20 protein-coding genes are annotated in these 22,415 nt (G+C 63.0%); 10 read left to right on the top strand and 10 right to left on the bottom strand.

Features of this window, described 5'->3' with window-relative positions; translation table 11 throughout:
- The first annotated feature begins 268 nt into the window (after positions 1-268).
- Entirely contained in the window at positions 269-538 is a 270-nt protein-coding gene (locus ABDW49_RS28290; RefSeq protein ID WP_343617292.1) for a hypothetical protein, read from the top strand.
- A 357-nt stretch (positions 539-895) separates the two neighbouring features.
- Here ABDW49_RS28290 and ABDW49_RS28285 read toward each other — a convergent pair whose 3' ends face one another.
- From ABDW49_RS28285 to ABDW49_RS28275, 3 genes are all read right to left on the bottom strand, one after another.
- Positions 896-1,123, bottom strand: coding sequence for a 4-oxalocrotonate tautomerase family protein (locus tag ABDW49_RS28285; RefSeq protein ID WP_343617172.1), 228 nt, complete (start codon positions 1,121-1,123; stop codon positions 896-898).
- Between the two features lie 14 nt (positions 1,124-1,137).
- Complete coding sequence (locus tag ABDW49_RS28280; RefSeq protein ID WP_343617290.1) at positions 1,138-1,821, bottom strand: SDR family oxidoreductase; 684 nt, start codon at positions 1,819-1,821, stop codon at positions 1,138-1,140.
- Positions 1,822-1,879: 58 nt separating this feature from the next.
- Positions 1,880-3,048, bottom strand: a protein-coding gene (locus ABDW49_RS28275; protein ID WP_343617288.1) for an IS3 family transposase whose coding sequence is annotated in 2 segments (ribosomal slippage) — positions 1,880-2,787 and positions 2,787-3,048 — 1,170 coding nt in all. Because the reading frame shifts where the segments join, the coding sequence is not laid out codon by codon here.
- 36 nt (positions 3,049-3,084) lie between these two features.
- Here ABDW49_RS28275 and mug point away from each other — a divergent pair.
- Together mug and ABDW49_RS28265 are read left to right on the top strand one after the other, a co-directional pair.
- Positions 3,085-3,579 (top strand): G/U mismatch-specific DNA glycosylase, encoded by a 495-nt coding sequence (gene mug, locus ABDW49_RS28270; RefSeq protein WP_343617287.1) that lies wholly within the window; start codon positions 3,085-3,087, stop codon positions 3,577-3,579.
- A 141-nt stretch (positions 3,580-3,720) separates the two neighbouring features.
- Positions 3,721-5,070, top strand: coding sequence for a hypothetical protein (locus ABDW49_RS28265; RefSeq protein ID WP_343617285.1), 1,350 nt, complete (start codon positions 3,721-3,723; stop codon positions 5,068-5,070).
- 22 nt (positions 5,071-5,092) lie between these two features.
- Here the strand turns inward: ABDW49_RS28265 and ABDW49_RS28260 are convergent, their stop codons facing one another.
- Both ABDW49_RS28260 and ABDW49_RS28255 read right to left on the bottom strand, forming a co-directional pair.
- On the bottom strand, positions 5,093-5,482 hold the full coding sequence (locus ABDW49_RS28260) for a type II toxin-antitoxin system death-on-curing family toxin (RefSeq protein ID WP_343617283.1): 390 nt from the start codon (positions 5,480-5,482) through the stop codon (positions 5,093-5,095).
- A gap of 1 nt (position 5,483) precedes the next feature.
- Positions 5,484-5,711 (bottom strand): AbrB/MazE/SpoVT family DNA-binding domain-containing protein, encoded by a 228-nt coding sequence (locus ABDW49_RS28255; RefSeq protein ID WP_343617281.1) that lies wholly within the window; start codon positions 5,709-5,711, stop codon positions 5,484-5,486.
- A gap of 80 nt (positions 5,712-5,791) precedes the next feature.
- On the opposite strand from ABDW49_RS28255, the gene ABDW49_RS28250 reads away from it, so the two are divergent.
- Positions 5,792-6,424, top strand: coding sequence for a tyrosine-type recombinase/integrase (locus ABDW49_RS28250; RefSeq protein WP_343617279.1), 633 nt, complete (start codon positions 5,792-5,794; stop codon positions 6,422-6,424).
- 162 nt (positions 6,425-6,586) lie between these two features.
- Here ABDW49_RS28250 and ABDW49_RS28245 read toward each other — a convergent pair whose 3' ends face one another.
- The gene (locus ABDW49_RS28245) at positions 6,587-7,570 is read right to left on the bottom strand and encodes an aldo/keto reductase (RefSeq protein ID WP_343617277.1); all 984 of its coding nucleotides are present in this window, start codon (positions 7,568-7,570) and stop codon (positions 6,587-6,589) included.
- 97 nt (positions 7,571-7,667) lie between these two features.
- The gene (locus ABDW49_RS28240) at positions 7,668-8,792 is read right to left on the bottom strand and encodes an NADH-dependent flavin oxidoreductase (protein ID WP_343617275.1); all 1,125 of its coding nucleotides are present in this window, start codon (positions 8,790-8,792) and stop codon (positions 7,668-7,670) included.
- 101 nt (positions 8,793-8,893) lie between these two features.
- On the opposite strand from ABDW49_RS28240, the gene ABDW49_RS28235 reads away from it, so the two are divergent.
- On the top strand, positions 8,894-9,787 hold the full coding sequence (locus ABDW49_RS28235; RefSeq protein ID WP_343617273.1) for a LysR family transcriptional regulator: 894 nt from the start codon (positions 8,894-8,896) through the stop codon (positions 9,785-9,787).
- Between the two features lie 144 nt (positions 9,788-9,931).
- On the opposite strand, the gene ABDW49_RS28230 is transcribed toward ABDW49_RS28235, so the two are convergent.
- The 3 genes from ABDW49_RS28230 to chrA are packed head-to-tail and all read right to left on the bottom strand — an operon-like array spanning position 9,932 to position 12,822.
- Positions 9,932-10,762, bottom strand: a complete 831-nt coding sequence (locus ABDW49_RS28230; RefSeq protein WP_343617271.1) for a chromate resistance protein ChrB domain-containing protein — start codon at positions 10,760-10,762, stop codon at positions 9,932-9,934.
- 14 nt (positions 10,763-10,776) lie between these two features.
- Positions 10,777-11,496, bottom strand: a complete 720-nt coding sequence (locus ABDW49_RS28225) for a Fe-Mn family superoxide dismutase (protein WP_343617269.1) — start codon at positions 11,494-11,496, stop codon at positions 10,777-10,779.
- A gap of 15 nt (positions 11,497-11,511) precedes the next feature.
- Complete coding sequence (gene chrA, locus ABDW49_RS28220; RefSeq protein WP_343617268.1) at positions 11,512-12,822, bottom strand: chromate efflux transporter; 1,311 nt, start codon at positions 12,820-12,822, stop codon at positions 11,512-11,514.
- 570 nt (positions 12,823-13,392) lie between these two features.
- Here chrA and ABDW49_RS28215 point away from each other — a divergent pair.
- The 5 genes from ABDW49_RS28215 to ABDW49_RS28195 all read left to right on the top strand — a co-directional run bounded on the left by ABDW49_RS28215 (position 13,393) and on the right by ABDW49_RS28195 (position 22,341).
- Positions 13,393-16,278 carry a TonB-dependent receptor gene (locus ABDW49_RS28215; RefSeq protein ID WP_343617266.1) on the top strand — a complete coding sequence of 962 codons (2,886 nt, stop codon included), beginning with the start codon at positions 13,393-13,395 and terminating at the stop codon, positions 16,276-16,278.
- A gap of 14 nt (positions 16,279-16,292) precedes the next feature.
- A complete protein-coding gene (locus tag ABDW49_RS28210; protein ID WP_343617264.1) occupies positions 16,293-17,741 on the top strand; it encodes a YfcC family protein in 1,449 nt (482 codons plus the stop codon).
- Positions 17,742-17,751: 10 nt separating this feature from the next.
- Positions 17,752-19,587 (top strand): CocE/NonD family hydrolase, encoded by a 1,836-nt coding sequence (locus tag ABDW49_RS28205; RefSeq protein WP_343617262.1) that lies wholly within the window; start codon positions 17,752-17,754, stop codon positions 19,585-19,587.
- A gap of 6 nt (positions 19,588-19,593) precedes the next feature.
- Entirely contained in the window at positions 19,594-20,511 is a 918-nt protein-coding gene (locus ABDW49_RS28200) for a LysR family transcriptional regulator (protein WP_343617260.1), read from the top strand.
- Between the two features lie 588 nt (positions 20,512-21,099).
- Complete coding sequence (locus ABDW49_RS28195) at positions 21,100-22,341, top strand: SGNH/GDSL hydrolase family protein (RefSeq protein ID WP_343617258.1); 1,242 nt, start codon at positions 21,100-21,102, stop codon at positions 22,339-22,341.
- Positions 22,342-22,415: the final 74 nt, after the last annotated feature.

Below are 22,415 nucleotides of genomic sequence, written 5' to 3'. Positions count from 1 at the left end.
GTTTTTGCTGCTAGCGATGCTCTTGGTTTTGGTGATAGCGGTCAGAATCTGGCCACTGGCCTAGGCGCCGAAACCAATTCGCATCGATTGCGCCCAGTTGGCATATACGCATTTTTTCTTGAGCTATAGATCCCTGACCAGCTCTCCATGAGCCCTGACGTCGCTCCCTTTGAAAGCAGCGGCCACGGCTTCCCTCGAGGATGTGAAGGCCGTAAATTTGTCGATTGTCGATGATGCTTTCGCGATTTGTGCCAAGGTTGTCTAAAAAATGTCGCCGCAGTATGGGCTGGAGGCGATCTACTTCAACACCATAGAGTTTGCTGGATGCGGGATCACGCTTGCCACCAAAGTCATTCTCGAGCGGGAAGGCGAGCAGGCGGGCGCGTTCGCGTCCACCGGGTTCGAATTGCTGGACGTTCGGCCTGCGGTCATCGACCGGAACGGCTATGGCGCTGAGATGGCAACTACCAGCGGCATCAACGTCGTGATCGATCCCGAGAACGTCACGATGGTCAGCCAGCCAGACGAGCGCGAATAACACTCGTGGGGATTAGCTGTCGGGCGCCACAATGCGCGGCGACCGACCTGTGCCACGCCCACATCGTGCTCCAAGCGATTCCACTAATGACCGGTGTCAGCGTAACCGGACGTTTCCAATCGCGCTGCCGATCGGCAGGAATGTCCCACTTTTTGCCAATTCGCGATGCCCTTCCATCACCTTAACCTATGGCAAATTTCGACGGGCGTCATTGGCGCGGTGAGCGGCAGCTATTGTTAGCGAAAGCGCCTGTTCGTGGCAGGGCCCGGCTCGCCACCGCACGAGTAACGCTAACCCTCCCCAAGGCCCTTGCTTCAAGTCCTGCCTGCTTGACGCCGATGGAATTCGGCCCCGGGCCTATCCCGAACGTCGCTTCCGCCAGGCGGGCACGGATTGGCCGCCACGTCCCCAGTCTTCAGGTTCCACCTCCTGAATGATGACGAACGTATCCTCCGGGTCCTTGCCCAGCACAGTGTGAAGCAAGTCGGAGACGCCCGCGTGAAGCGCCTCCTTCTGCTCGATGGTGGTGGCCTTCGCGCCCGGGAGGGTGCCCTCGCGCGTGATCTGAATGGTCACGATTGGCATCGCCTGTCTCCCGATCAGTGCCCGGCGGACTGGCCGCCATCGACATGCAGGATCTCGCCGGTCACGAAACCCGCATCCTCAAGATACAGCACCGCTTGGACGATATCCTCCACCTCGCCCATGTGGCCGATGGGATGCAGCGCATCGAGAAAGCTATGCGTTTCAGGCGTATGCATCGGGGTGCGGATCACACCGGGCGACACGGCGTTCACCCGGATGCCGCGCGCGGCATATTCGATGGCCAGACTGCGCGTGGCGGCGTTGAGCCCGCCCTTGGTCAGCGCCGCCAGCGCCGAGGGCACGCCCGAGATCGCGTGATCGACAAGGCTGGTGGTGATCTGCACCACATGGCCCTGGCCCTGCCGTTCCATCGCGGCGATGGCGTGCTGGGTGATGTGGAAGAAACCATGCAGGTTGGTGGCGATGTTGGCCTGATACTGTTCGGGCGTGAACTGCGTGAAGGGGCTGGCGGTGAAGATGCCCGCATTGTTGACCAGCGTATCCACCCGCCCGAAAGTCTTGAGCGCCGCCTCGATCACGCGGGCGCCGGTGTCAGCCAGGCCGATGTCGCCGGCGATGGTCAGCAGGTCGGGGTTGTGTGAGGGGGCAATCGAGCGCGAGGTGGCGACGACCCGGTAGCCGCGCTGCAGAAAGGCCTCGACGAAACCCGCGCCCAGTCCTTGCGATGCGCCGGTCACGACGGCGACTTTGCGATCTTGTGTTGATCGGCCCCCACTGAGTGGTCCGTGTTGATTGTTAGTGCATTGTTGCTTCCGGCGCCATGGTCGACCGTAGGTGGAGCGCAGCGGAACCGGAGGGCGGCCATGGCGGCGTCGCTGTTTCCGGTGCCGGCGGTCGATAGCCGAGCGAGCTGTGCGGGCGGATGGTGTTATAGTGCCGCCGCCAGGCTTCGATCAGGATCTTCGCCTCGGCCAGCGTGTAGAAGATCTCCCCGTTCAACAGTTCATCGCGCATCGAGCCGTTGAAGGACTCACAATAGCCATTTTCCCATGGGCTGCCGGACGTGATGTAGAGCGTCTTCACACCGATCCTGGCCAGCCATTGCTGCACGGCCGCGGCGATAAATTCAGGACCATTGTCCGAACGTATATGTGCCGGCGGGCCGCGGGTGATGAACAGATCGGCCAGCGCCGCCAGCACATCCTCGCTTCTGAGCCGTCTCGCGACCGGCAAGGCCAAGCACTCCCTGCTGGCCTCGTCGATGATCGATAGGATGCGGAACTTGCGGCCTTCGTGGGTGCGGCCCTCGACGAAGTCGTAGGACCACACATGCCCCGGATACTCGGGTCGCAGCCGGATGCACGATCCGTCATTGAGCCAGAGACGGCCGCGTTTCGGCTGCTTCTGCGGCACTTTGAGCCCCTCGCGCCGCCAGATGCGCTCGACCCGCTTGCGGTTCACGTGCCAGCCGGCATCGCGCAGCAAGGCCGTCACCCGGCGATAGCCATAACGACCATATTGCCGAGCCAGAGCGATGATGTCCTCTGTGAGAGCTGCTTCCTCGTCTGCCCCGCGGGGGGCCTTGCGCTGTGTCGATCGATGCTGGCCGAGCACACGGCAGACCCGCCGCTCGGAGACAGTCATCATCCCTTGGATGTGGTCGATACAGCGACGTCGGCGCGCGGGGCTCAGTAGTTTCCCCGTGCAGCCTCCTGGAGGATCATCTTGTCTAGCGTTAGGTCCGACACCGCCTGCCGAAGCCGAGCATTCTCGCGCTCCAAGTCCTTCATCCGCCGCGCCTGATCCATCTTCAGGCCGCCATACTCCTTGCGCCAGCGATAATAGCTCTGTTCGGTGACGCCGATCCGTCGGCAGGCATCCGCCACCGTCCCACCCTGCGCCAGCACGATCTCCGCTTCACGCAGCTTGCCGATGATCTCCTCCGGCTTGTGCTTCCGAGCCATTCCATTCCTCCTTCGTGATCCAGACTATGATAGTCGATGGGCCACTCAGAAGGGGGCAGATCAAATCCGGGATTGCTGGCGGCTGCAACCGGGCATCATTTTGCGGGGCGAGGCAACCGTTTCTGGCAGGTGATGCATGAGGCAGGCTTCACGCCGCATAGGTTCGCCCCGCAGGACAGCCGGGACTTGCTACACCATGGCTGCGGCCTCACCACAGTGGTTGCGCGCCCGACGGCGCGTGAGGATCAGATCGATCCGGCTGAATATCGCGCGGCAGCCGATGCCTTCGGAGGCAAGATCGCCCGTTACCGACCGGCCTTTGTCGCCTTTCTGGGCAAGCCGGCGTGGGCGGGGATGTCGGGCCAGCGGGAGATCGCATGGGGGCGGCAGGCCATGGGTTTTGCCGGCGCGACGACCTGGGTGTTGCCCAATCCCAGCGGTCGCAATCGCGCTTTCACGCTGGAGCAACTGGTCGAAGCTTATCGGGGCCTGCGCTGCGTGGCGTTTGCTGGGCCAATTCCATCACCGTGAATGAAGGGCGACTTTCGAGAGTTTAAGGTCACCACCTGAAGGGCAGGAATCGCGGCGGCAGGCACTTCCCACTTGGATTCATGGCGTTGACGTCAATGGATCGAAAATGCAGGACGGGACAACACCAACAGGAGCCCCCCCTTGCCCGCGACCCACGACCTGTCCGGCCTGATCAAATATGCCGGGCGCGAGCCATGGAAGGCGCGCCTTGATGATTGTCTGGCCGAGCATTTCGGGCCTGCTGCTGATGAATTGAACGTGGATTTTGACGAGTTGCTCGACCTGGTCGGGCCGCATTGGGAAGGCCCGCTGTGGGGTTGCGCGTTCGAAGACCTGTTGGGGCGTGAGATCGATGGCGAGAATCTCGCTGACGATTATCTCAAGCGCCGGGGCTGGAACGAAACCCCTTCGGTGAAAGCCTATATCAAGGCCCTGCGCGACACGCCGATGTCACTCTACGAAGTAAGCGAAGTGGTGCCCGGCCAGTCGATGCGTCTGCGCGATCTGCTGCAAAATGACGAACCGGTCACGGTGCAGGAGCGGAGCGCGACCCGCAATTTGCGCAACTGGGACAAGATCGCCACGCGCCTGATCATGGGGCGGAGCGGCACGGTCATTTCAGGGGCGCTGCTGGCTTTCGGGCCAGAAGCCAGCGCCCAATTGATCGACGGTTTTGCCAGGATCGGCGCACAGCCCGGCCCCGAACTCCATTTTGACACGACGGACCGCGCCGCGTTGCTGCGCCATAGCGCCCCGCTGTTCACTGCCACCTGGCTGATTGAGGCAGCAGGGGGCATGCGGCCTGCTATGCCTGATTTCGTCAACAACGATGGCGACGACATTCTGTTTCACCGCCTCGTGTTCCCAATCTCCAAAGGGGTGAAACAAAAGCAGATCGCTGCCCGGTTCCACACGGTGCCCACCTTGTCTCCCGCCTCCGCTAAATTCTGGAATTGGCTGGAAGACAAGCGCGCAAAACCCAAGAAGGTGGCAAAGCCCAACGCCCAGGTGCTGGCATCGACGATGGACGATGGCTCGACCGTCCTGGGCAATGTTGATTTGGCCGGGCGCTTCCTCACCATCGAGGTGAACAGCGCCAAGCGGGCAGAACGCGCAAGGCACCTCTTCATCCCGCTGCTTGGGGACTTGGTTCAGGCGCCGCTGACAGAAATCCTTACCGTTGCACAGATGATGGAGGAGCAGGACCGCGAGCGCGAGGCGATTGCCGAGCCGGAAATACCTCTCGCCGAAATGCAGCGCATTGTTGGAGAGATGATGGACCGGCAATATCGGCAGGTCCTCGACGAACCAGTGCCCGCATTGGGCAACAAGACACCCCGCCAGATGGCCAGAACCAAAGCCGGTCGCGCCAAGGTGCGGGAATGGCTCAAATACATTGAGAACATGACAGCCAAATCGGGCAATGAGCAAATGGGGGGTTGCAGTTTCTCCTGGATATGGGACGAACTCGGGGTCGCCGACTTGCGTTGAAAGAAGAAACTCGGGTGCAAGTTCACACTTCCCTTGCTCTGAACCACTCCGCCACTTCGGCTTCGGTCAGCGCGCCACTGGCCAGTGCCAACACCATGCGAATGGCTTCCTCGGGCGCAAAGCTGATCTGCACATTGTTCAGCGCCAGGAATAGGCGCGCCAGCACCCATGCCGTGCGTTTGTTACCGTCGACAAAAGGGTGATTGCGCGCCACGCCATAAGCATAGGCCGCCGCCAAAGCGCAAAGATCGGCCTCGCCATAGGCCCACTGGTTGCGTGGGCGGCCCAAAGCGGATTCCAGCGCTGAAGCATCACGCAGGCCAATCGGGCCTCCATGCTCGGCCAGTTGGCGGTCGTGGATAGCAAGCGCAAGTTCGGCCTCGATCCAGACCGGCTCAACAATTTGCGCCATGTTACTTGGCCAGCACGCGCAGAATATCCCTGTCCTCGCGCATGATCTGTTCTGCCAGTGCCATCTTGGCCTCGAAGGAAGGGTCTGCCGCCGTGATCCGGAGGCCATCGGGTGTTTCGGTCACATACAGTGTGTCGCCCACGCCAGCGCGCAGCTTGGCAAGCAATTCCTTTGGCAGGACGACACCGGCAGAGTTGCCGATCTTGGTGATCTTGAGGCTGGCGTTCATACGGTAGTTATAACACAATGCCTAACATTCTCAAGAGGCGTATCCTGCCAACCGGCCATCACGGCCGCAGGAGAAGCATAATGGGACATTCAGATGTTGACCCCGCCGTGCATGAACGGCGCCCTTGGAACGCTGGACAGAATGTGGGGCCGAAGCGCCCGCTAAGGCCGCAGGACATTTGGGCTATCCGGTTCTATCTCAACGAACATCGGCGCCTGCGTGATCGCGCCCTGTTCGACCTTGCGATCGACAGCAAGTTGCGCGGGTGCGACTTTGTGAAGCTTCGCATCGGCGATCTGGTCAGCGGTGGCAGCATCCGCAACCGGGCCACCGTCATCCAGCACAAGACCGGCCGCCCGGTCCAGTTCGAAATCATGGCAGAAGCACGCAAGAGCCTGCTGGCTTGGCTTGAACGGCGGAAGGGATCCTTGAACGACTTCGTTTTTCCAAGTCGGGTGGATTACATGGGCCATATCAGCACCCGGCAATATGCCCGCCTGCTCGATGAGTGGGTGTCGACCGTTGGCCTCGACAAGAGCCAGTATGGCACGCATTCCATGCGCCGAACCAAGGCCGCGCTCATCTACAAGGCAACGGGAAATCTGCGGGCGATCCAGATCCTGCTCGGGCACACCAACATCGAGCATACGGTCCGCTATCTCGGCGTGGACGTCGATGATGCGTTGACGTTGTCAGAAAGAACTGAGCTTTAAGCGAAGATCCGGCCTATCGCGCCATTGGTGGGCCGGTATTTCTGGTATGAACGAACGGGTGGTTTCGACACCGTGGCAATGGACCGCGAACGTCTGTTTCTGGGGCGATCCTGGTGGGCGTGGCAATTTGGTCTGCTTGCCACGCCCACCGGAAATGTAAGATCAAACGGTATAATCGATCTGGCTCATATGCGCTGTCCCCATTCTGTCTCCATAGACCGGAAATCTGGATAGCGACGTCTCGATGTCCTGCACATCGGCGGGCGTAAGGCGAAGGTTCCGCGCACCCAGATTTTCCAGCAGATGCGCTTCATGGCGCCTGCCGGGGATCGGCACGATGTGGTCCCCTTTGGCCAGTAGCCATGCCAGGGCGATCTGGGCGGGCGTGGCGCCCTTGGTTTGGGCGTAGGCCTGCAACCATGCGATGATCGGCATGTTCAGCGGCATGAACTGCTTTGAAAAACGCGGAAAGCCTCCTCTGAAATCGGCATCACTATAGGTCGTTGTGGTATCGTACTTGCCCGTAAAGAAACCTTCCCCCAGCGGCGCCCATGGTACAAAGCCGATGCCCAGTTCCCGGCAGGTCGCCAACACGCCGTTCAGTTCCACATTGCGCGTCCAAAGCGAATATTCGCTCTGCACCGCCGACACCGGCTGGACGGCATGGGCGCGGCGGATCGAGGCGGCGCTGGCCTCGGAAAGGCCGAAATGCAGCACCTTGCCCTGTGCGATCAAATCCTTGATGGCGCCGGCAACCTCCTCGACGGGCACGGCGGGATCGATGCGGTGCTGGTAATAGAGGTCGATACGGTCAGTGCGCAGGCGTTTGAGCGATTGCTCGACGACTTTGCGGATATGCTCGGGGCGGCTGTTGAGGGCGATCGTTCCGTCGATGGCAAAGCCGAACTTGGTCGCGATGGCTACGCTGTCGCGAATTGGCTGTAGCGCTTCGCCGACCAGTTCCTCGTTGATGTAGGGCCCATAGACCTCGGCTGTGTCGAAGAAGGTGACGCCTAGTTCGGCGGCCTTGCGGATGGTGCGGATCGACTGGGGCACATCGGCGGGCGGGTTGTAATTGCCGCTCATGTTCATGCAGCCAGAGCCGAGTTCGGAGACGGTGAGCGAGCCGAGTTTGCGGGTGTTCATAGTCTGGGTCCTGTTGCGAAAGAAGGGCGAGCGAAGGCCAGCGCCGCTCCGGCCACGGCGGCGTCAAGGAAGGCGCGGCGGTCGATGGCGGGCATGGTCACGCCCCGCGTGCCGGGAACCACCCCGGCGTCGATGCGATGATCCGCCATAGTTTTGGCGGCACGGCCAGCGGGGCGACATCCTCTGGCCCGATGGCCAGTTCCCGCATTGTGGTGGTCTCCCCGCATAGCTGTGCGACCCAATCCGGGTTCATCACCAGGGCCTGCCCGATGGCCACAGCCGAGAGGCCCATATTCAGCGCCTGCTTTGCCTGCAGCGGCGTGCGGATCTGCCCCGCCGCGATCAGGGGAATGCGGCCTGCCAGATGATCGCGCAGGATGGTGATGATTGCGGGGCCCTCTGGCGCATCGACCGGACGGGCATCCAGAGCCTGTCCAAGCGAGGCATGCAGATAATCGATCCCGGCGCCGATCAATCCATCGACCAGAACAAGGCTGTCCGCCATGCGCAGGCCATCGTCATAGGGCTCGTCACAGGTTAGGCGATAGCCCAAAGCGAAAGGGCGGTTGGCGCAGGTCGCGATCACGTGACGAACCTGCGCCACCACCTCCAGCGGGAAGCGCTGGCGTCCCTTCAGCGATCCGCCCCAGCGATCCCCACGGCGGTTGCTGTGGGGAGAGAGGAAGTTCTGGAGCAGGAAGCCATGCGCGCCGTGCAGTTCCACCCCATCGAAACCGGCGATGATCGCCCGGCGCGTGGCATCGCCAAAGGCCTGGACCACCGCCTCGACCTCGGCATCCGCCAGCGCGCGCGGCATCAGCGCATCGGAGAAAGGCCCGGCCTCGCCCTCGACAGCGCTGGCCGCGACCACGTCTGCCACCAGATCAGAGCGCGTTTTGCCCCCGGCATGAAAGATCTGGAGGATGGCGGGGGCACCGCCGCTTTTGGCCGCAATGGCCAGTCGGGCGAGGCTGGGGATGAAGCTGTCGTCATGCGCGGCGAATTCGCCGGTAAAGCCAACGCCGTTGGCCTGAACATGGGTGCAGCCGGTGATGACCAGCCCGACATCGCCCACGCGGCGGCGATACCATGCCTCCTCCTCATGCGAGACGGTGCCGTCGTCGTCTGCGGCCCAGGTGGTCATCGGCGCCATGGCTACCCGGTTGCGCAAGGTCAGGCCGGGGATCAGCGCAAAGGGTTCAAGCAAGCTGTCGGCGTCCATTGATCATCATCCATCCAGGGGGCACTGGCACTGGAATAGGGCATGGGCAGATCTGCGATTAGCCACTAGTATCGGCATGGACCTAGAAGGAGTAGCACTGAATGCGGCGGGGCGAGATGGCTGACCTGACCGCCTTTGCGGTGGTGGCCGAGGAGCGTAATTTCACGCGCGCGGCGGCCCGGCTGGGCATGTCGCAATCGGCGCTCAGCCAGATTATTCGGCGGCTGGAGGCGCATCTGGGGCTGCGCCTGCTAACCCGCACCACGCGCAGCATGGCGCCGACACAGGCGGGTGAGCAGTTGCTGGAAACATTGGTGCCCGCCCTCGGTGCGCTGGATGCTCGGATCGCCACCTTGACCGAGATGCGCGAAAAGCCTGCGGGACTGATCCGCATCACCTCGGTCGAACATGCGACCGCGACCATACTCTATCCCGCGCTGGCGCGCTTGCTGGCCGACTATCCCGATATCCGGGTCGAGATCGTGTCCGATTATGGACTTGCCGACATTGTCGCCGACCGTTTCGATGCGGGCGTGCGGTTGGGTGAGGACGTGGACAAGGACATGATCGCGCTGCGCATCGCGCCCGATCTCCAGATCGCCATCGTCGCCTCGCCCGCCTATCTGGAACGGGTGGGTGCGCCGATGGTGCCGCAGGATCTGGTGCGCCATCAATGCATCAATTTGCGCATTTCAGCCGATCGCGGTTTCTACATCTGGGATTTCGAGAAGGACCGTCATGCCCTGCGCGTGCGGGTTGACGGGCAGATGGCGTTCAACACCATCGACATGCTGGCACAGGCTGCGCTCGATGGTTTCGGGTTGGCGCATCTGCCGCTCGATCAGGTCGAGCACCATCTGGCCAGCGGTCGTTTGGTGCGCGTGCTGGAGGACTGGTCGAGGCCGCTGCCTGGATACCATCTTTATTACCCCAGTCGGCGTCAGCCTACAGCGGCCTTTGCCATGCTGGTGAAGACCTTGCGATATCGGGAATGAAGGTAATTTGCAGCGCTCCACACCGCATGCTTGGGGAGCTTCTGCGGCTTAGTTCGAGCATCTGGAAGTGATGAACAGAAGGCCGCTCTTAGCCCTCACAGCAGAGTCATGGAATGACCGCTTTGTTAGCGGCTCAGAGAGTTTCTAAAGCTCGCCTCTCCGTGATCTGTGCGAGGCCCAGTTGTGGGTTTCATCCGTCGCGTCACGGCTCCAGCGGTACAGGGCGTCATAGACCAGCAGCCCCGCATCGAGTTGACGATGGTCGTCATCGAACATGCGCGAGAGCCCCAAAGACAGAGCAAGCAATCCCGGCGCTTCCGGGGCAATCGCCACCCGGTCCGTATCGGCGCCGCGCACGATCATCGCCAGGCGGGCCAGCGCAGCCAGTTCGCCAAGGCCGAAATCCTGCACCATTGCATCGAAGGTGCATAGCTCACCGCGATGCGTCCAGCGCAGGCCCTCACCTTCGACATCGAAGGGCGTAGCGCCGAACGCCAGCGTCACGGCCTCGATCTCGGATGGGGCGGCGAACAGGAACACGGCCTCAGGGTCCACGAAGCGGCGGATCAGCCATGGGCAGGCGATGCGGTCCACCTTGGGCCGGGCCCGCGTAACCCAGACTGTCCGCCCAAGCGCATCGCGCGGTGGCAAGGCCTGCGGATCGATGGTTGGCAATCTGGCCGCCTGCCACCCCACCATGCCGCCTTCGAGCACCTGAGCATCGGCCCCATGGTGGCGCAGCCACGCCGCAACACCCGGACTGATGGCACGACCGTTGTGGCAGATGACCACCACCTCTCGCCCGGAAAGACCGGGTGCCCATGTTGTCACCTCGGCGCCGTCGCGCAGGACAGCACCGGGGAACAGGCTTGCCGCTGTCTCCTGGGGAGAACGGACGTCGATCAGCACCGGGCAACCGGGCGTTCCCACCAGCCTCATGAGCTTGGTCGGAGCAATGGCGTTGAGTGCGGACATGGCAGGCCCCCCGTTCAGTCTTTGCGCGTCGCGCTCTTGTAGCGCGCATCGACGACCGCCCAATCGACATTGTGCATGAAGGCATCGACATATTTGGCCGCCGCCGCCCCGTAATCCAGCGCGAAGGCATGCTCATACATATCGAGCACCAGCAGCGGCGTACCGGTAACAGGACCGTTGGTGTGGTCCCAGGCCCAATAGTTATGGAGCGATCTGGTGTAGTGATTCCAGGCCAGGATGCACCAGCCCGAGCCGCCCGCCAGCGCCATGGCGGTGCGGCGGAATTCGGCTTCCCACGCCTCGAAGCTGCCGTGGCTGCGGATCAGGGCATCGTGGATCGCGCCCGAGGCCTGCCCATTGCCGCCAAACTGCTCGAAATAGAGCTCATGGAGGATCACCGAGCCGGTGCGATGCAGTTCCTCGCGCTTGAGCCCGCCATAGATCACCGGCGGCAGATCCTTGTCGGCCATGGCGCTGGCAAGGCGTCCCTCCACCATGTTGAGCGCCTTGACCGACCCCTGATAGTTGTTCTCCCAATGCGAGCGGATGAGCTTCTCCGACAGGCCGGTGAGTTTGGTGGGGTCGAAGCCCAAAGGCTTGGGCTGATGGCCACCGGCGAAAGCCAGCACCGGGGCGGGCGCCGGGCTCTGAGCGCCTGCTTCGATCGGGGCTGTAGCTGCGGCCATGCCAAGGGCGATGCTGCCCAGAGCGTTGCGGCGGCAAAGATCGGTCATGGGGGTATGCTCCGTTCAGGGGATCAGGATGAGAAGGCAGCCGCTGATGGCGGCAAGGATGAGAACCGGGATGATGGGTTTGCGCGCGGCGATGATCGCCCAGCCTGAAGCGATCGCGATCAGCCCCGCGCGCCAGTCGAAGCTGGCGAGCACCGGCAGGTTGAGAGCGACGGGGCCGAAGGTGACCGGATGTAGCGCGCGGAACAGCACCTGCAGGGCAAACCATGCGCTCAAATTGGTGATGACGCCGACGACGGCCGAGGTGACCAGCGCCAGCGCGCCCTTGAGCAATTGCGCGCGTTCGAGCCGCTCGATCCATGGAGCCAGCGCGAACACCCAGAGAAAGCAGGGTGCGAAGGTCACCCATGTTGTCAGCAGCGCGCCGAGGATGCCTGCCGTCAGCGGCGTGAAGGGCGCGGGCGCTCGAAAGGCGGCAAGATAGCCCACGAATTGCGTGACCATGATGAGCGGGCCCGGCGTGGTCTCGGCCAGCCCCAGCCCATCGGCCATTTCGCTGGCGCTGAGCCAATGCTGTGCGCTGACGGCCTGTTGGGCCATATAGGCCAGCACCGCATAGGCCCCTCCGAACGTCACCACCGCCAGCTTGGAGAAGAACAGGCCGATCCGCCAAAGCACATGCTCTTTGCCCAGCACCGCAAGCACCCCGACCATCGGCGCGACCCATGCGAGCAGGCCGAGCCCGGCCGACCACAGACTGTGCCGCCACGGTGCCGGGGATGCATGTACGAGCGCTGTTGTGGGTTTGAGTCCCAGGAGATCAGGACGCTGACGGGCAACGAGCCATCCGATGGCTCCGGCGCCGATGACCACTAAGGGAAACGGTGCATTGAACAGGAACAGGGCCAGGAACGAGGCGACCGCCACGCCCTTGCGAAAGGGCGTGGCCAGAGCTCGGCCAGCCAAGCGCAGCACCGCTTGCACGACGATGGCCAGCACCGCCGCCTTGATTCCAAGGAACAGAGCCGCGAACCAGCCCAGATGCGCGGCGAAGCCATAGAGCACCGACAGCGCCAGAATGACCAGCGCACCGGGAATGACGAAGAGCAGACCAGCGGCCAGCCCGCCGCGCACACCATGCAGCTTCCATCCGATCCAGATCGCCAATTGCTGCGCCTCAGGACCGGGCAACAGGCGGCAGAAGTTGAGGGCGTGGAGGAACTGGTCTTCGCTGACCCAGCGCCGTTCCTCGACCAGTTCGCGGTGCATCAGCGCGATCTGCCCGGCCGGGCCGCCAAAACTCAAGCAGCCGATGCGTGCGGAAACGCGCAGCAGTTCTGGAAAATCGGGAGGTGAAGGTGCTGTCATGAACCCAAACGCCTTTCGATCCGCGAAACGCGGGTCATAGAAAGGCAACTCTTGGGCTGACGCCTGATCGGGAGGTTGCTTGGTCCCGATGCACCTTCACTAGCGCAAAGGCTCTACCGCAGCAAGGCTAGGTACCATGGTGAGAATGGTGATGAACGACGGGCAGCTATTAGCGAGGACACAGGAGGGGCGCTAGGGCAGCTTTGTTGGCGGCTCTCCCCGCAGCGTCGGAACGAGAGATCTCGACCAACACACGCCGGTCCGAGGCGGTGCTGGGAATGTCAACTTACGTCGAAACCTGCCGTTCGCCCTCTCGCTTCTGGCGGTCGACACCGGTAGACATGTTAGCTGCTCTCGCTGAATAATGACTCTTCTCTAAGCCGCCTTTTGTTTACGTAACGGAAGGACTGGCGCACGAAAGCTTGGAAAAGGAGTGAGCGTTAGTGTCGTGGAAAAATCCTGGCCGCTTCCCTATATCAAAAACGCATGGATAGATGAAAAAACCTAATCCTGTTTCATAGCTGTGACAGCCTCCCTAAGCCGGTTGCATCCGGTTTTAGGGGGTTTCATATGGCATCGGCCTTTCGCAAACGCATCGCTCTGTCTCGCATGCTGGCTTTGGGGGGCAGCGTGTTGGCCCTGACATCGGGGCAGGCCCAGGCGCAGGACGGCGCCGCGCCAGAGGCAGCGCCCGCTGCCGCACCGGCTTCGGCGAATGACATCGTCGTCACCGGATCGCGCATCCGTCGCAAGGATGCGGACTCGCTGGGGCCGCTGCTGACCATCACCTCCGACGAGATCGCCAAATCGGGCTCATCCTCGGTGGGCGATCTGTTGCAGAAGCTGCCGTCGGCGGGTGTTAGCCTCAATTCCAACGGCACGCAGGGCACCTCTTACGGCGCCAGCTCGATCAATCTGCGCTATCTGGGCGGGGCGGAAGGCAGCGGCAACCGCGTGCTGGTGCTGGTGGACGGCCATCGCTGGGTCGATGGCGTGGGGCAGCGCGGTTTCCGCGATTTCGTCGATCTCAACACCATCCCGGCGGGCATGATCGACGGGATCGAGGTGCTGAAAGACGGGGCCTCGGCGCTCTATGGCGCGGACGCCATCGCGGGGGTGGTCAACATCAAGACGATCCAGCCCTTCAACGGGCTGAAAGCCACCGCCAAGGCGGGTGTGACCGACAAGGGTGATGGCGCGGAATATTCCACCACGCTCAATGTCGGGCACAAATGGCAGGGCGGCTCGATCATCCTGTCGGGCAGCTATTACCAGTCCTATCCGATCCTGACCTCGGCCCGCGCGCTCACCGCCAACACGCTGGTGCCCGTCACCACGCCGGGCACCAGCCCCAACGGGCTCTATGTGCTGCCGGGGCTGGCCAACAACGGCTATTTCGGCACCGGCGCCGGTTTTGCCAGCAGCGCCGCGCCCATCGCCTTCAACGGCGGATCGACCTATGGCGCCGGACCGCTGGCCGACAACAGCTATCACACCGCCAGCCTGCCGGGTGACTATTACAACACCGACGCACAGGGCGTCTATTCCACCGGCCCTTCCAAGCGTTACGGCTTCTATGCCCGCCTCGATCAGGAGATCAGCGATGGCATCACGCTGAAGGTCGAGGGCCTCTACAACAAGCGCACCTCCGAGCAGTTGTTCTCGCCCAATCTGCTGGATATCGGCGGCACATCGGGCAGCGTGCAGGGCTTTGCCATCGCCAACAATCAGGCCTACAATCCCTTCGGGACCGCCAATGGCGTGCCCACCGCCAATGCTCTGGCCTTTGCCGCCAACAGCCCGTGGCGCATCCGCAAGGTGATCACCGAGGTCGGCAACCGCACCAGCCTGCAGGATGTGACCACCTGGCGCATCGATGCCGGGCTGAACGGCAGCTTCTCCATGCTGGGGCATGACTGGAACTGGAGCGTCTATGGCGCCTATTCCAAGGACATGATGAAGTCGGCCTCGCTCAACTTCCTCGATTACGACCATCTCTATCTGGCGCTAGGGTCGCCCACCACCTGCACCAACACAGCGGGCTGCACGCCGATCAATCTGTTCGGCCCGATGTCGAGCGCTCAGGCCGATTATTTGCGCAACAACAGCTATGAGGGCAACAGCACCAGCCTCTACAACGCTACCGCGGATCTGACCGGCACGCTGCTCGACCTGCCCGCAGGCCCCCTGCAGCTGGCGGTGGGTTACGAGTTCCGCAAAAACGGCGGCGAGGACCATCCCGATCCTTACGTCAACAGCCCCTCGCTCTATCTGAGCAGCGCCTACACGCGCACCAGCCAGCAGCAACGCACGCCCACCATGGGCAGCTACGATCTGCATGAGGTCTATGGCGAGCTTTCGGTGCCCGTCTTCAAGGACTGGGCGCTGGGCAAGAGCCTCGACGTTGATCTGGCCTCGCGCTTCTCGGACTATTCGACCGTGGGCAGCAAGGTGACGATGAAGGCGGGCTTCGGCTATCGCCCCATTCAGGACATTCTGCTGCGCGGCACCTATTCGCAGGGCTTCCGCGCGCCATCGCTGCTGGAGCTTTATCAGGGCGCGCGTGCCACCAACTTCCAGGGTATCGACCCCTGCAATGGCGGCGCGGCGGCGCATAGCGGATTGCCCGGCTGCGCTGGCGTGCCGACCACCTACAACCAGTCGGGCTACAATGGCGCGCTGCTGCCCGGCATCATCAGCGGCAACACGCAGCTGAAACCGGAAACCGCCAACACTTACAGCGCGGGCATCTCCATCACCCCGCATCAGATCCCGGGCCTGAGCCTGACGGTCGATTACTACAAGATCGTGGTCAACAATGCGATTGCCTCGCAATCGGCGACGCAGATCCTGGGGCTGTGTGCCACGCAGGGCGGGGTCTTCTGCAATCTGGTGACGCGCGATCCGAACTCGGGCGCGATCATCGCCATCCAGCAGACCTCGCAGAACCTCAATTCGATCAGCACCGACGGGGTGGACGCCACGCTGCGCTATGAACGCTCGACACCCATCGGGCGGATCACCGGCACGGTCGATGCTTCCTATCTGCACAGTTTCCAGACGGTCTCGCCCAATCCGGCCGGCGGCGCCCCCATTGTGGATGAGCGCGCCGGCAAGGGCGACCAGCCGCGCTCGACCTATCCGCACTGGAAGGGTCAGGCCTCGCTGGGCTGGTCGAAAGACCGCTTCGATCTGACCGCGCGGGCCCGCTACATCGGCCCCACCACCGATGTGGTGAACCCGGTGAAGGATGCCCATACCAAGTCGATCATCTACACCGATCTGGAAGGCGGGGTGAGCATCGGCGAGGGCGCCTATCGCCTCGGCTTCGGCGTCAGCAATCTGTTCGATGTGCAGCCGCCGCTGTCCTACGCCAATGCGCCGATCAACTACGATATCTACACCTATGACGCGCGCGGGCGCTATCTTTACCTGCGCGTCGCGGTCAAGATGTGAGCGCCATGGAGCAGGTGAGCCTTCTTCCGTCAGGTGACACCCAAGGTCACCCCGCACCGGCGGAACTCTCCGCCGGTGCATCCTCTCATGCACGCCGCCGCTGGTCGCTCGATCCGCTGCTGATGATGCTGGCGGCCATGGCAGTGGCCATCGCCATGACCTGGGCGATCCCCTCGGGCCTTTACCAGCGCGCCTCCGACAAGGAGAATGCGCCGGTGGTGGCGGGCAGCTATCGCCCCCTGCCCAAGCCGATCAGTGCCGCCGCGCTGATCCCGCATGAGGCACCCAAGGGCGTGGCCCATCCCGTTAGCCCGCTGGCGCTGGTCACCTCGATCCCGCAGGGCCTGCTGAAAACCGCGCCGATCATGATCATGGTGCTGATGCTGGGCGGGATGTTTGGCATGCTGCGCACCTCCGGCGCGCTGGATGCGGGCATCCGCCGCCTGCTGGCGATCAGCGGGGGCAGGCCGGTGGTGCTGGTGCCGCTGCTGATGCTGGCGCTGTCGGCGGGCAGCACCTTTCTGGGCATGGTCACCGAATATCTGCTGCTGATCCCGGTGATCGTGACGCTGGGGCGCGATATGGGCCGCTCGACCATGTTCGGCTTCGCGCTGGTGACGCTGGCGGCCAAGGTGGGTTATCTCGCCTCGGTCACCAACCCCTTTGCGCTGCTGATCGCCCAGCCGATTGCCGGTGTGCCGGTGTTCAGCGGACTGTGGTTGCGGCTCTCGATCTGGGTGCTGTTTCTGGGCATCGCCATGGTGGTCGTGCTGCGCACCGGGCGCGGTGCCGCCACGCCGGCGCCTCTGGATGCCACGCGCCTTGCCCCGCGCCATCTGGGCATTCTGCTGGTAGCGGGCGTCACGCTGGGCACAATGATTTATGGCTCGGTGGCGCTGGGCTGGAAGGAGATGGAACTCGCTTCCGTGCTGATCGCCGCCGGAGCCGTGATGGCCGCCATCGCCCGCATGGCCCCCGCGCGCGCTGTCGAGGTCTTTGTCGAGGGCATGCATCGCATGGTGCTGGCCGCCGTGCTGGTGGGCCTTGGCCGCAGCGTCGATCTGATCCTGCGCGAAGGCCAGATCCTCGACACGATCATCGAGGCCGTTACCCTGCATATCCAGGGCATGAGCCCCTTTGCCGTCGCCCCCATCCTGATGGGCGTGGAGATGCTGCTCACGCTGCTGATCCCTTCCACCTCGGCCAAGGCGGCGCTGAGCATTCCCATCCTTGTGCCCATTGCCGCCACTTGCGGCGTTTCGGCCCAGACCACCGTGCTGGCCTTTCTGCTGGGCAATGGGCTGGTCAACATGTTCGCCCCCACCTCGGGGATGCTGCTGGCCTATCTCGCCACGGCGCAGATCAGCTATTCGGGCTGGTTTCGCTATCTGCTTCCGCTGTTTGCGCTGTTCACGGCGCTGTCGGTGAGCGCGCTGCTGCTGGCTGTCGCCACCGGATATTAGGACGTATTCCATGACCGAACCGACCCTTCGCGACATGATGGTCGCGATGCGCGACGGCGTCTGCCTGTCGACTGATATCTATCTGCCTCCGCAGGCACTGGCCGGAAACCCCGTCCCCGTACTGCTGGAGCGCACCCCTTACGACAAGCGCGGCACCAACCATGGCGACCGCACCGCGCTCGATCCCATCCCCCGCGCCAAGCCGGAGATCGCCGCGCAATTCGTGGAGGCGGGCTATGCCTATGTGCTTCAGGATTGCCGGGGCCGCTTCGGATCGCAGGGCAGCTTCACCAAATATCTCAACGAGGCCGAGGATGGCTTCGACACCATCGCCTGGCTGATGGCGCAGCCATGGTGCAACGGCAGGATCGGCACGCTGGGCCTGTCTTACTGCGCGCATGTGCAGGCGGCACTGGCCACGCTCGATCCGCCGGGGCTGACGGCGATGTTCCTCGATTGCGGGGGCTTTTCCAGCGCCTATCACAATGGCGTGAGGCAGGGCGGCGCCTTTGAATTGAAGCAACTGACATGGGCCTACAATCAGGGCACGGATGCGGGCGCGGCGCAGGACCCCGCCGTGGCGGAGGCCGTGCGCGCTGAAGATATCCGTGAGTGGATCAAGGTGATGCCATGGCGCCGGGGCCACTCGCCCCTCACCGCCGCGCCGGAGTATGAAGATTACGTCGTCGAGCAGTGGGAGCATGAGGACTTCTCTCCCTTCTGGCAGCAGCGCGGCATCTATTGGCGCGGCTATTACGAGCAGACCGCCAATGTGCCGATGGTGCATCTCTCGGGCTGGTACGATCCCTATTCGCTCACCGCGATCGAGAACTGGACCGCCCTTTCCGGCCCGGATCGCGCGCCCTGCCGCCTGATCCTTGGCCCATGGACGCATGGCCAGCGCTCGGTCAGCTTTGCGGGCGACGTCGATTTCGGTCCCGCCGCGCCGCTCGACGGCAATCTGGCGGAGGATTTCGTCGCCCTGCGCTGCGGCTGGTTCGACTATCATCTCAAAGGCAGCGAGGAGGACGCCCTGCCTCACCCCGTCTCCATCTTCGTGATGGGCGGCGGCAGCGGGAGGCGCAACGCGGATGGCAGGCTGGAGCATGGCGGCCAATGGCGCCACGAAAGCCAATGGCCTCCCGCCGCGATGGTGCCGCAGACTTGGCATTTCCACGCGGATGGTTCGCTGGCCGCCCAGCCCCCGCAAGAGCCGGACGCCAGCCTGCCCTATGACGCCGATCCCGCCAATCCGGTGCCCACCATCGGCGGCGCGGTCACTTCCGGCGCTCCGGTGATGGCGGCGGGCGCCTATGACCAGCGCGAAACCGAAGCGCTGTTCGGCGCCACCCAGCCAGGGCGCGATCTGGGCGACCGCCCCGATGTGCTCAGCTTTGTCTCGGCACCGCTGGAAGAGGATATGGAGCTGACGGGGCAGATCGTCACGCGGCTTTTTCTCAGTTCTTCGGCGCCCGATATGGATGTGACGATCAAGCTGATCGACCTCTATCCGTCAAACGACGAGCACCCGCAGGGCTTTGCGATGAACCTTGCCCATGGCATCCTGCGCGCCCGGTATCGCAATTCCTTTGCGACTCCCGAAGCGCTGGAGGCAGGCCATATTCATGAGATCGAGATCACGGCTTTCCCCACAAGCAACCTCTTCCTGCGCGGCCACCGCATCCGTATCGACATCGCGGGCAGCAACTTTCCGCATTTCGACATCAACCAGAACCGCGACTGGCGTGATCCTGATGCCGCCCCTCAGGTGGCGCACAACCGCCTGCATCTTTCGACCAGCCATCCCTCCAGCGTCCTCCTCCCAGTGGTGCCGCGCCGGGGGTGAACGCCCATGAATCGCGCGCGCCAGATCAGCCTGCGCGCGATGCAGGGCTTTGTCGAGATCATGCGCAGCGGATCGGGCACGGCGGCGGGGCGCGCGCTGGGCCTCTCGCAGCCTGCGATCAGCCGCCTCGTCGGCCAGATGGAGCAGGATATCGGCTTCGAGCTGTTCTACCGCGACAAGGGGCGGCTGATCCCCACCAAGGAAGGCCTGCTGCTGGCGCAGGAGGTGGAGTTTGCTCTGGCGGGTGTGGCGCGCGTCCATGCGCTGATCGACGATATCGCCAACCATGCCACCGGCGAATTGCGCATCATCGCCCCGCCCAGCTTTGCCGAAGGGGTGATGCCGGGGATCATTTCGGCCTTTGCCGCGCGCGTGCCGGGGGTGCGCATCGCGGTGGATTCGCGCAGCATCGCCACCACCCGCACCATGATCGCTACCCGCGTCGCCGATTGCGCCTTCATGCGCATGCCGGTGGGGTATGAGGATCTGCGCGCCCGCGTGGTCGTCACCAGCCAGAGCATCTGTGCCCTGCCCGTCGATCATCCGCTGGCCGCGCATGAGGAGATCACCCCCACGCTGCTCAAGCATATGCCGATGATCGCTTTGGGGGCGGGCAATGCCTATGGCCGCCAGATCGACGATATTTTCCGCGATCACGGCGTGCAGCAGCATGTGGTGGTGGAATGCCACACCACCAGCGCGGCCTGCGCCCTTGCGGCGCGAGGCATGGGGATCGCCATCGTCAACGAACTGCTGGCCAAGGCCTATCTGGGGCCGCATTTGGTTGCGCGGCCCTTTGCTCCGGCGCTGACACATGATTATGCGCTGGTGACCTCGGCCCGCACCCGCCCGTCCTCTCTGATGGACGTTTTCGAGGAAACGGTGATACATTATTTTCAAGAGTCACACCCAGCGTTCGAGTAAGAGATCGCAATTGTATAGGTGAACTCCATGCGCTTAGCTTCTAGTGGAAGCGGAAACGCCCGTGACCAAACCAACCAACGGACTTGCCAAATCAACCGGCTTCAAGGCGGGTGACCGGTCACCCCTTCCAAGGGCAGCTATTCTTCTGGGCACTGTAAGGCTCCGTTACAGTGCCCAGGACCATTCTGCCATCGACTGACCTCTTGGCTTGAGAGGTGGGCATCAGCTTTTGGCGGATTCGGCCATTCCCAGGATGGCAAGCGACTGTTGGAAAAGTCCCAGCCCACGGCATTCCAGCGTACGATGAGGCCGGTGAACAAACGACCGGTTTCGACGCCCCAGCCCGCGCCGCTGAACGTCGGGTTTGTCAGCGGAGGCGGAGTTATGGGTCTGTGGGAAGCCAATCACCATTAGAGACGGAGGACTATCGGTCCGAAAGCGTATGGTTGCGGGGTTTTCGAAGGCTTTCGCCATTTTGCATTTTTCACGCTGGCCCACGAATTGACGGCAGCCTCCGTTTGGGCGATATTAGAATGCTAATACTATTTTTGGGAAGGTTCTGTGCTCATAAACGGATGGAAGCGGTGCATGGTCAGCGCCATGGCTTTGGCGATATCAAGCGGTGCGACGCAGGCCAAGCCCGTGTGGCGAGAGGCGTTTGAGTCCAGCCCAGCCACTTACGAAGCGGCATCGGAAAGCTTCGTCAAATTTGCCGCCGAGCACTGGCACTTGCCGGCAGACAAATTGCGCCTCGAACTGACGCCCCAGCCGGTTTCCGGCACGGTCCGCTATCGCATCACCGTGCAGGCGGCCGGAAGCAAGCTGCGCATCAGGCTGTCGAATGAGGAGGGTTCCGCGCCGCTGCGTTTGAATGCGGCCTCGATCGGCGTGGCAGGCGATGCTTTCGCTGCCCGCCCTGGCTCGCTGCACGCTTTGACGTTCGGAGGCGCCGCCGGCGTGACGATCCCGGTTGGCGCGCCCGTTCTGAGCGATCCCGTCGATCTGGCGGTCAAGCCAGGCGCAGAGCTGATTGTGAGCGCCGCGCTGGCCTCACCAATGATGAACGAAGGGCGCGGCGGGGCTGGTTTCGTGATTGCTCCGGGCAATCAGGCCATGCAAACCGCGCTTGCTCAAGCAGCCCGGATGAAGGGCAGGCCGCTGGTCACCGGCGCTTCAGTGCTTAGCGAGGCGCCGCCCCATGTCATTGTCGCGCTGGGCGATTCCATCACCGATGGCAACAAGGACAGGCCGGATGCCCTGCATGGCTGGCCCGAAGTGCTGGCGCGCAGGCTTGCGGCGCGCAAGGGCGGCGGGCGCTATACGGTGTTGAATGCCGGGATCGCGGGCAACCGGGTGCTCTCGCCGGGGTGGGGTGCGGCCAGCGTGGCACGGTTGGATCGGGATGTGTTGCGGATTGATGGCTTGACACATCTCATCCTGCTTGAGGGCATCAACGACATCAATTTCTCCGGTCACAGCCTGTTTGGCGATTACCCGGACATCACGGCAGAGGAACTCATCGCCGGCTACCGCCAGATCATCGCGCGAGCCCATGCCCGCTCGGTGAAGATCTATCTCGGCACGCTGACGCCCAATCCCTTTGATCCTCTCACCTCAACCCCAGCCAAAGTGGCGATGCGCGACGCAGTCAACCACTGGATCCGCACATCGCACGAGCCGGATGCGGTGATCGATTTTGAAGCCATGGTGGGCGATCCGGCCAAGCCGACGCAGTTCAAGCCCGAGTTCGACTCAGGCGATCATCTGCACCCCAGCGATAAGGGGCATCAGGCCATGGGCAATGGCATTGACCTCTCGCTCTTTCCCTGACGTCGATCGCTGTAAGGAGGGAGATGATGCGGTATGCCGCAAGCGTTTTGGCCAATGAACCTATGGCAGGTTTG

The organism is Novosphingobium sp. (assembly GCF_039595395.1).
GTDB lineage: Bacteria > Pseudomonadota > Alphaproteobacteria > Sphingomonadales > Sphingomonadaceae > Novosphingobium.
The sequence above is the reverse complement of the archived record's forward strand: the minus strand, read 5'-3'. Positions and strand labels throughout refer to the sequence as shown.

Coding starts and splice junctions, on each gene's coding strand:
- ABDW49_RS28290 (WP_343617292.1), top strand. CDS start 269: ATGTCGCCGCAGTATGGGCTGGAGGCGATCTACTTCAACACCATAGAG.
- ABDW49_RS28285 (WP_343617172.1), bottom strand. CDS start 1,123: ATGCCAATCGTGACCATTCAGATCACGCGCGAGGGCACCCTCCCGGGC.
- mug (WP_343617287.1), top strand. CDS start 3,085: ATGGGCCACTCAGAAGGGGGCAGATCAAATCCGGGATTGCTGGCGGCT.
- ABDW49_RS28260 (WP_343617283.1), bottom strand. CDS start 5,482: ATGGCGCAAATTGTTGAGCCGGTCTGGATCGAGGCCGAACTTGCGCTT.
- ABDW49_RS28255 (WP_343617281.1), bottom strand. CDS start 5,711: ATGAACGCCAGCCTCAAGATCACCAAGATCGGCAACTCTGCCGGTGTC.
- ABDW49_RS28250 (WP_343617279.1), top strand. CDS start 5,792: ATGGGACATTCAGATGTTGACCCCGCCGTGCATGAACGGCGCCCTTGG.
- ABDW49_RS28245 (WP_343617277.1), bottom strand. CDS start 7,570: ATGAACACCCGCAAACTCGGCTCGCTCACCGTCTCCGAACTCGGCTCT.
- ABDW49_RS28240 (WP_343617275.1), bottom strand. CDS start 8,792: ATGGACGCCGACAGCTTGCTTGAACCCTTTGCGCTGATCCCCGGCCTG.
- ABDW49_RS28235 (WP_343617273.1), top strand. CDS start 8,894: ATGCGGCGGGGCGAGATGGCTGACCTGACCGCCTTTGCGGTGGTGGCC.
- ABDW49_RS28230 (WP_343617271.1), bottom strand. CDS start 10,762: ATGTCCGCACTCAACGCCATTGCTCCGACCAAGCTCATGAGGCTGGTG.
- ABDW49_RS28225 (WP_343617269.1), bottom strand. CDS start 11,496: ATGACCGATCTTTGCCGCCGCAACGCTCTGGGCAGCATCGCCCTTGGC.
- chrA (WP_343617268.1), bottom strand. CDS start 12,822: ATGACAGCACCTTCACCTCCCGATTTTCCAGAACTGCTGCGCGTTTCC.
- ABDW49_RS28215 (WP_343617266.1), top strand. CDS start 13,393: ATGGCATCGGCCTTTCGCAAACGCATCGCTCTGTCTCGCATGCTGGCT.
- ABDW49_RS28205 (WP_343617262.1), top strand. CDS start 17,752: ATGACCGAACCGACCCTTCGCGACATGATGGTCGCGATGCGCGACGGC.
- ABDW49_RS28200 (WP_343617260.1), top strand. CDS start 19,594: ATGAATCGCGCGCGCCAGATCAGCCTGCGCGCGATGCAGGGCTTTGTC.
- ABDW49_RS28195 (WP_343617258.1), top strand. CDS start 21,100: ATGGTCAGCGCCATGGCTTTGGCGATATCAAGCGGTGCGACGCAGGCC.